The organism is Streptomyces sp. NPDC003011, from assembly GCF_053591515.1.
This window is the reverse complement of sequence record NZ_JBSFTY010000161.1, coordinates 1-8598: the sequence shown is the minus strand read 5'-3', so window position 1 is coordinate 8598 and position 8598 is coordinate 1. Positions and strand designations below refer to the sequence as shown.

At 71.5% G+C, this 8598-nt stretch carries 6 protein-coding genes; 3 read left to right on the top strand and 3 right to left on the bottom strand.

What is annotated here, in order from left to right; genetic code table 11:
• Positions 1–517: 517 nt before the first annotated feature.
• Positions 518–1069: a MarR family winged helix-turn-helix transcriptional regulator gene (locus ACWD0J_RS40620; protein ID WP_451500892.1), complete on the bottom strand. Its 552-nt coding sequence runs from the start codon at positions 1067–1069 to the stop codon at positions 518–520.
• A 129-nt stretch (positions 1070–1198) separates the two neighbouring features.
• Here ACWD0J_RS40620 and ACWD0J_RS40615 point away from each other — a divergent pair, with 129 nt between their 5' ends.
• The gene (locus tag ACWD0J_RS40615; protein WP_451500891.1) at positions 1199–2494 is read left to right on the top strand and encodes an MFS transporter; all 1296 of its coding nucleotides are present in this window, start codon (positions 1199–1201) and stop codon (positions 2492–2494) included.
• Between the two features lie 24 nt (positions 2495–2518).
• Here ACWD0J_RS40615 and ACWD0J_RS40610 read toward each other — a convergent pair whose 3' ends face one another.
• Positions 2519–4201, bottom strand: a complete 1683-nt coding sequence (locus ACWD0J_RS40610; protein ID WP_451500890.1) for an ATP-binding SpoIIE family protein phosphatase — start codon at positions 4199–4201, stop codon at positions 2519–2521.
• Between the two features lie 221 nt (positions 4202–4422).
• Positions 4423–5802 (bottom strand): NAD(P)/FAD-dependent oxidoreductase, encoded by a 1380-nt coding sequence (locus tag ACWD0J_RS40605; protein ID WP_451500889.1) that lies wholly within the window; start codon positions 5800–5802, stop codon positions 4423–4425.
• A 376-nt stretch (positions 5803–6178) separates the two neighbouring features.
• Between ACWD0J_RS40605 and ACWD0J_RS40600 the strand changes: the two genes are divergently transcribed.
• Positions 6179–6964 (top strand): TetR/AcrR family transcriptional regulator, encoded by a 786-nt coding sequence (locus ACWD0J_RS40600; protein ID WP_451500888.1) that lies wholly within the window; start codon positions 6179–6181, stop codon positions 6962–6964.
• A 460-nt stretch (positions 6965–7424) separates the two neighbouring features.
• A partial coding sequence (locus tag ACWD0J_RS40595) for a sigma-70 family RNA polymerase sigma factor (RefSeq protein WP_451500887.1) occupies positions 7425–8598 on the top strand: 1174 nt, incomplete at its 3' end.

Here is an 8598-nt window from a genome sequence, read left to right as displayed (position 1 = left end):
CATATCTGGCGTTGACTTTTGGCACGCTGTTGAGTTCTCAAGGAACGGACGCTTCCTTTGTACTCACCCTCTCGGGCTTTCCTCCGGGCGCTTCCTTTCGGTCTTGCGTTTCCGACTCTATCAGATCTTTTTCTCGATCCGATTCCCTGTCGGCGGGCTGCTTTCCGGCCTTTCGGCCTTCCGGCGGTGTCGACTTTATCAGATCCTTTCGGTGTCTGACGCCCAGTCAACCGGGCTTGTCTTCGCGGCCGTTCGGGCCGTTCCGACGTCTCAAACCTTAGCGGATTCCCCGGCAGGGCCCAAATCGAGGTGCCGGACCCAAATCGAATTGAATTCGGGCACGCCCAATTCAACCCCGTTGGGAGGTCGTTCTGCTGGTTTGAGGTGCCGCTCATGCGGCGGAGGTGCTGTCGAAGAACCGTTACGGCTCCGCAGCAACCCGAAGAACTCTACGGATCCAGCAAGGTGATGTCAAGCAGCCCTTGTCAAGATCTTTTCGTGGGCCCGAGAGCCCTCGTCAGTCCAGGTCACTCAGCCGGCCGCCGGCATCCGGCTGGGCGTCCTCGACCCTGCGCAGGAGGCGGGTGAGGACCTCGCCGAGGGTCGTGCGCTCGTCCGCGGAGAGATCCTGGAGCAGGTCCTCCTCGAAGACGGACGCGAGGCGCATCGCCGCGAGCCACTTCGCACGGCCCTCCGCGGTCAGTTCGACGATGACGCGGACCCGGTTGGACTCGTCCCGCTCCCGGGTGACCAGTCCCTCGGTGACCATGCGGTCGATCCGGTGGGTCATCGCGGCCGGCGTCAGGCCGAGACGCTTCGCGAGGTCGCTGGGCCCCATGCGGTAGGGGGCGCCGGAGAGTACGAGGGCCTTGAGGACCTCCCACTCCGCGTTGCTGATGCCGAGGGCGGAGGTCTGACGGCCGTAGGCGACGTTCATACGGCGGTTCAGGCGGGAGAGCGCCGAGACGATCTTCTCGACCTGAGGGTCGAGGTCCTGGAACTCGCGCTGGTAGGCGGCGATCTGCTCTTCGAGTGTCGGCTCGCCGAGCGTGCCGGGGGTGTCGCCCATGGCCGCAAGTATCGCATGGGCCTGCTTGGCGTTGAAGTTCTTCGAGGTGTACTGTTTAGCTTCGAACTTTAGCTTTGAAGTCTTCAGTGCTAACTACTGAGACTCACCAACTACCTGAGAGAGGTGAACGTGACCAGGGCGAAGGGCGCAGCGATGCGCCGCATCCACGTGGGCAACGCGCTCAGCGCGTTCGGGCTCGGCTTCACCGTCCCCTACCTGTACGTCTATGTGGCGCAGGTGAGAGGGCTGGGGGCCATGACGGCGGGGCTCGTCCTCGCCGTCTTCGCCGTGGCCGCGCTGATCGTGCTGCCGTTCGCCGGCCAGGCGATCGTGCGGCGCGGTCCCCTGCCCGTGTTGCTCGCCGCCCTGGTCACCGCCGCTCTGGGAGCGCTGAGCCTGGGGCTGGCGGGCAGTGCGACGACCGTGCTGCTGTCGGCCGCCGCGCTCGGGGCGGGGCAGGCCGTGATGCAGCCGGCACTGGCGACGATGATCGTCGACTGCTCCACGGCCGACACGCGCTCGCGTGCCTTCGCGACGCAGTTCTTCCTGCAGAACCTGGGGCTCGGCGTCGGCGGTCTCATCGGCGGTCACCTGGTCGACACGACGAGCGCCGCGTCCTTCACCCTGCTGTTCGCGATCGAGGCGGCGATGTTCCTGCTGCTGGTCGTGGTGATGTCGACGGTACGGATGCCGCACTCGCCGCCGATCGAGGACGCGCCGGGCCGGTCGGGACCGGCGGGGAGGAGCAGCTGGAAGCAGCTGCTGGGCGACCGGGCGATGGTGCAGCTGTGTGTGGTGGGGTTCGTGCTGTTCTTCGCCTGCTACGGGCAGTTCGAGTCGGGACTGGCCGCGTACGGGGTGGAGGCCGCCGGGATCTCCACGTCCGCGTTGGGGACGGCGCTGGCCGCCAACACCGCGATGATCGTGGTCGCGCAGTTCGCCGTGCTGAGGTTCGTCGAGCGGCGGAGGCGGTCGCGGGTGATCGCGGCCGTGGGCCTGATCTGGGCCGTGGCGTGGGTCGCGGCGGGGTACGCCGGGCTCGGTCACGGCAGCCAGGAAATGGCGACGGCGGCGTTCGTGTCCACGTACGCGCTGTTCGGGCTGGGTGAGGCGATGCTGTCGCCGACGGTCGCACCGCTGGTGGCGGATCTCGCGCCCGCGGGGATGGCCGGGCAGTACAACTCGGCGTTCGCGCTCGTCAAGCAGCTCGCGTTGGCCGTCGGGCCGGCGGTGGGCGGGCCCATGGGGGCCTCGCTGCCCGGGCCGTACGTCGTGACGTTCCTGGTGTTCTCACTGGGGATCTCGTGTCTCGCGCTGCGGTTGGGGCGGCAGCTCACGGCGGCGCAGGATCAGCCGTGGTCCGCGAAGAGCCGGGTGGTGGCCCGGGGCGGCTCCGCGGCCGGACACGCGCAGGCACGCACCTGAGAAGGCCCCGGGGGGCCGGGCCGTTCACTTCGGGCCCCCCGGCAACGCGAACTCGCACCACACTGCCTTTCCGCCGCCCGGTGTCCTCCGCGATCCCCAGTTCGAGGCGATCGTCGCCACGATGGCGATGCCCCGGCCGGACTCGTCGCCGGCTTCCGCTCGGCGCCGGCGTGGAAGGTGGTCGTCCCCGTCCGTGACCTCGACGATCAGGCGCCGGTCGGTACGGCGCAGCCGCAGCCGCATCGGTGGTGTGCCGTGCTGCAGGGAGTTCGCGACGAGCTCGCTCACCGCGAGGACGCCCAGGTCGTGCAGGTCCACCGGGAACCGCCAGCTCGTCAGCACGCCGGAGGCGAAGGCACGCGCGCGGGGCGCCGCTTCCACACCGCCGAGGAGTTCCAGCGCCGCGTTGCGGAACAGCTCGCTGTCCGGGCCGGTACGGGCGGGGTGCTGGAGGACCAGGACGGCCACGTCGTCGTCGTGGTCCGCGGTGACGCCCGCCGAGCGGACCAGGCGGTCGCAGACCACCTGGGGCGTGCCGGTCGCGCCGGACAGGGCGCGCTCCAGCGAGGCGATGCCCTCGTCCAGGTCCTCGTTGCGGCGCTCCACCAGGCCGTCCGTGTACAGCACCGCCGTGGAACCGGGGCTCAGCGGGATCGAGCCGGAGGTGTGCATCCAGCCGCCCGTGCCCAGGGGCGGGCCCGTCGGTTCGTCGGCCCGTTGCACCACTCCGCTCTCGTCGCGGACCAGGATGGGCAGGTGGCCGGCCGAGGCGTACACCAGGCGGCCCTCGTTCGGGTCGTGGATGGCGTACACGCAGGTCGCGATCTGGTTGGCGTCGATCTCCGCGGCGAGGCCGTCCAGGAGCTGGAGGATCTCGTGCGGGGGGAGGTCCAGGCGGGCGTAGGCCCTGACCGCCGTGCGGAGCTGGCCCATGATCGCCGCCGCGCGGACCCCTCTGCCCATGACGTCACCGATGACCAGGGCCGTGCGGCCGCCGCCCAGGGTGATGACGTCGTACCAGTCGCCGCCGACCGCGGCCTCGGTGCCGCCGGGCTGGTAGGTCGCCGCGACGCGGAGGTCGTCCGGTTGTTCGAGTTCCTGCGGGAGCAGGGAGCGCTGGAGTGTGACCGCGGTCTCGCGCTGGCGGCGTTCGCTGGCTCTGACGCGTTCGGCGGCCTCGGCGTGGTCGGTGACGTCGGTGGCGAAGACCAGAACACCACCGCCGCCACCGGCACCGTTCCCGCTGCCGTTGTCGCGGGCGGCGACCGGGGTGCAGGTGAAGGTGTAGGAGCGGCCGTCGGGGGCCTTGCGGGACTTGACCGTGCGGGGTTTGCCGCTGCGCAGGACCTGGTCCAGGAGGGGCAGCAGACCCAGCTCGTCGAGTTCCGGGAGGGCCTCGCGGGCCGGGTCGCCGGTCGCGCGGGGGCCGAACGCCGTCACGTAGGCGTCGTTGACGTAGGCGAGGCGGTGGTCGGGGCCGTGGACGTGGGCGACGAGGGCGGGGACGCGGTCGAGGACCTCGCGCACCGGCAGTTCGTCGACGGCGGGCACGGGCGGTGCGGCGCCGGTCAGCTGTTCGACGCGGGCTGTGGGTACGGAGGAGCCCACGGCGTCCTCCCGCCGGTCCGGGGTGAGCGGGTGGTCGGTCCGCGCTGCGGCGCGGCGCTGCGTTCCGGGGAGCCGGGCGCTCCAGCGCGTGAAGTTCACGAATCCTTGCCTCGTGTCGTCGTCTTCGGCGTCTTCGTCCAGCTCCGGATCCGGCCGGGGGTCTTGGGGTGGCACCCGGGGGTGGCAGCACGGTGGGGAAGGCCTCGTGGGTTCGAAGGGCGGGGTCGGTCCGTCCGCGGTCGGGGACCAGTGTGGCAGGGAGCCCGGCCGGGTCGACATCCGTCAGACGCCTCCCCCGCTGCCGGAGTTCCTCGGTCCGGTCAGGACGACCCCTTCGGGTCCTTCGGGGGGTCGTGAGGAGGCTTTCCACCGGCCGCGAGTTCGAACTCCGCCCGGGGATGTTCGAGCGATCCGAGGGAGACGATCTCTCTCTTGAAGAGCCCGGACAAGGTCCACTCGGCCAGCACGCGGGACTTGCGGTTGAAGGTGGGCACCTTGCTGAGGTGATAGACGCGGTGCATGAACCAGGCAGGGTAGCCCTTCAGCTTGCGCCCGTAGATGTGTGCGACGCCTTTGTGCAGCCCCAGGGAGGCCACCGAACCGACGTACGCGTGCGAGTAGGTCTCCAAGGGCTCGCCCCGCAGGGAGTGCGCGATGTTGTCGCCGAGGAGCTTCGCCTGGCGCAGCGCGTGCTGGGCGTTGGGGGCCGTCTCCCTGCCGGGCTCGCCGGCCGTGACATCAGGGACGGCGGCGGCGTCGCCGGCGGCCCACGCGTGCGTGGTGCCCTCGATCGTCAGCCTGGGGGTGCAGATCAGCCGGCCGCGCTCGTTGAGCGGCAGGTCGGTCGCGGCGAGGACCGGGTGTGGTTTCACGCCGGCCGTCCAGACGACCGTACGGGTCGGGAAGCGGGCGCCGTCGCTGAGGACGGCGACGCGGTCCGCGCACGACTCCAGGCGGGTGTTCAGCCGTACGTCGATGTTGCGGCGGCGCAGTTCGGTGACCGTGTAGCGGCCCATCTCCTCGCCGACCTCGGGCAGGATGCGGTCCGAGGCCTCGACGAGGATCCACTTCATGTCCTCGGGCCGGATGTTGTGGTAGTACCGCGCGGTGTAGCGGGCCATGTCCTCCAGCTCGCCGAGCGCCTCCACGCCGGCGTAGCCGCCGCCGACGAAGACGAAGGTGAGCGCCGCGTCGCGGACGGCGGGGTCGCGGGTGGAGGAGGCGATGTCCATCTGCTCGATGACGTGGTTGCGCAAGCCGATGGCCTCCTCGACGGTCTTGAAGCCGATGCCGTGGTCGGCGAGACCGGGGACGGGCAGGGCGCGTGAGACCGAGCCGGGCGCGAGGACGAGTTCGTCGTACGACAGCTGCCGCGCGCCGGTGCCCTCCTCCTCGGTGGCCTGCGTGGTGAGGGCGGCGGTGCGCCGGGCGTGGTCGACGGAGGTGATCTCGCCGACCACGACGCCGCAGCGCTCCAGGACGCGGCGCAGCGGCACGACGACATGGCGCGGGGAGAGGGAACCGGCGGCCGCTTCGGGGAGGAACGGCTGATAGGTCATGTACGGGTCGGGTGTGACGACGGTGATCTCTGCGTCGCCCCGCTGGAGTTCCCGTTTCAGGTTCCGCTGGAGGCGCAGGGCCGTGTACATCCCGACATAGCCGCCACCGACAACGAGAATGCGCGCACGTTCCTTCACCATCCCATGACGCACCCGGCGCTTGCGTTTGTCCACAGCCCCGACAATTTGTGTGACCGCGCGCCGACGGCGAGCCGGGTTGGCCGAATCGCCGGAGCGCGTGGAATGTCCGCAGGTCAGCCGGGGCGTGGCGGGCGGTCGGTGGGGGTGCAATCAGGACGTATGCGACGCGTACTCCGATCGGGGGGCGCTCCGTGCGGAACGAGCCCCTTCTGAATTGACCCTCACTCAACTATGTTCGTGTGTCGACGGGGTGTAGGGGGATGCGCCTTCGGGTCCGCGACCGGCGGGTCCGGGAAGCGGGCCTGTTCCGTTCGCTCCGGCTTTCAAATGGCGGGGAGAGTCTCCGGGGGGAGACGTCATTACCGGGGGATCACTTATGCATGTTCAGGACTCTCATTGGTCGTCCGCGTCCGCCATCGCACCCGGTGGCGGGGCGATGAGCGGCGGGATGGGCTCGGCGATGGGCGCGGCGGTGGGGAGCGGACGCGGGAACGGTGCGCGGACGACACCGCTGCGTGTGGACGCACAGCGCAATCTGGAGCACGTACTGCGCGCGGCGCGCGAGGTCTTCGGCGAACTGGGGTACGGCGCGCCGATGGAGGACGTGGCGCGGCGCGCGCGGGTCGGCGTCGGCACGGTGTACCGGCGTTTCCCGAGCAAGGACGTCCTGGTGCGGCGGATAGCCGAGGAGGAGACCTCCCGGCTGACCGACCAGGCACGGGCGGCGCTCGGTCAGGAGGACGAGCCGTGGTCGGCGCTCTCGCGCTTCCTGCGGACATCGGTGGCCTCGGGTGCCGGGCGGCTGCTGCCGCCGCAGGTGCTGCGGGTCGGAGTGGCGGACGAGGGCACCGGGTTCGAGACGGCGCGGGTGCCGCAGCAGCGGACGCAGCCGGGTTCCGGGGAGTTGCGGCTGGTCGCGCAGGAGGCGTCGGCGCTCACCGGGGACGACGACGCGGGCGCGGCGGCGCTGCTGGAGGTCGTGGGCCAGCTCGTGGAGCGGGCGCGCGCGGCGGGCGAGTTGCGGGCCGACGTGTCGGTGGCGGACGTGCTGCTGGTGATAGCGACGGCGGCACCCTCGCTGCCGGACGCGGCTCAGCAGGCGGCGGCCTCGGCACGGCTGCTGGACATCCTGCTGGAGGGGCTGCGGTCGCGGCCGGTGTGACGCGCGCCGCCCGCGCGCGCTGTGCGGGAGACAACGGCCGACGGCGGCCTGCGGGACGTCGTCGGCCGGACCTGCTCCCGCCGGCCGCCGTGTCCGTCAGCCACCCTCCCGCCGGCCACCCCTCCCGCCGGGCCTCGTTCCGTCGGGTCCCGGTTCCGTCGCACGTCCCTCGGCGCCTGTCGACCGTGACTCGAAAAGGTGACTTCGGAGCGCGCGCCCCGCGCCGCTCTCGCCCCGGGCGCCCCTTGGGGACACACCGGTCTTTTCAGCCGGGCCGTCCAACTCCCGTACTCGGAACGCCGATTGAGTCTTCCCCAGAGAGGTGACGGCCAGTACCACGTCACCGGAAGTCCGCACGGACGAGTGGAAGGGCCGCATCGCGGGGTTCTGAACAAAAGCCAATATGGCACGCTGACCCGGTGTTCGGGACTGGTGGGGCAGGCGGCGGGGGCTTTCCGCGATGAGCTTTGACGGGCGGGACGGGTCACTCGGCGACGACGACGCGGAGTCCGGCGGCGCGGCCTCGCCGCACGTGCCGTACCAGGGGGGCCGAGCCGGTGTCCCGCCCGGGCCACCCGGACCGCTCGGGCCGCCCGAGCCACCCGGACCGGCCGGACCGGTGGAGGCCGGTATCCCGGCCCAGGGCGGCGAGCCCGTGGAGGGCAGCGTGCCGGCCCAGCGCGATCGGCGGGAGGACGGCGGCGTCCTGCCGCCGCCCAGGCAACTGCCGCCGTCCGACGCCGACCTGATCGAGCGGATGCGCTCGGGCGACGACACCGCCTACGCGGAGCTCTACCGGCGCCACGCGGCGGCGGTGCGCCGGTACGCCCGCACCTGCTGCCGCGACGGCCATACCGCGGACGACCTCACCGCCGAGGTCTTCGCCCGCGTGCTCCAGGCGGTGCGCGGCGGTTCCGGCCCCGAGCACGCCGTACGCGCGTATCTGCTGACCACCGTCCGGCGGGTGGCCGCGAGCTGGACGAAGTCCGCGCGGCGCGAGCAACTCGTCGACGATTTCGCGGTGTTCGCCGCGCAGTCCGCCCGCGTGTCCGAGGTGTCCGACGACGACACCCTCGGCCTGGGCGCCGATGTGCGGGCGATGCACGAGGCCGAGCAGTCGATGGCCATGCAGGCCTTCCGGTCGCTGCCCGAGCGCTGGCAGGCCGTGCTGTGGCACACCGAGGTCGAGGACGAGTCGCCGAGCGACGTCGCCCCGCTCTTCGGGCTGGACGCCAACGGCACCCGCGTGCTCGCCAGCCGCGCCCGCGAGGGTCTCAAGCAGGCCTACCTCCAGGCCCATGTCAGCGCCGCCCTCGCCGACGACGAGGAATGCGCCCGCTACGCCGACCGGCTCGGCGCCTACGCCCGCGGCAGCCTGCGCACCCGCGCCGAGCGGGGGCTGCGCGGGCACCTGGAGGAGTGCGTCAAGTGCCGGCTGGCCGCGGGCCAGATCAAGGAAGTCGCCAGCGGGATCCCGGTGGTCGTACCGATCGCGGTCATCGGCTGGTTCGGCGCGGCCGGGTACGCCAAGGCGGCCGGGCTGATCGAGAACTCCCTCATGCACGGCGGCGGCACCGTCGCGCTGCGCACCCGGGTCACCGGGAACCAGGCGGTCATCGAGGTCACGGACGAGG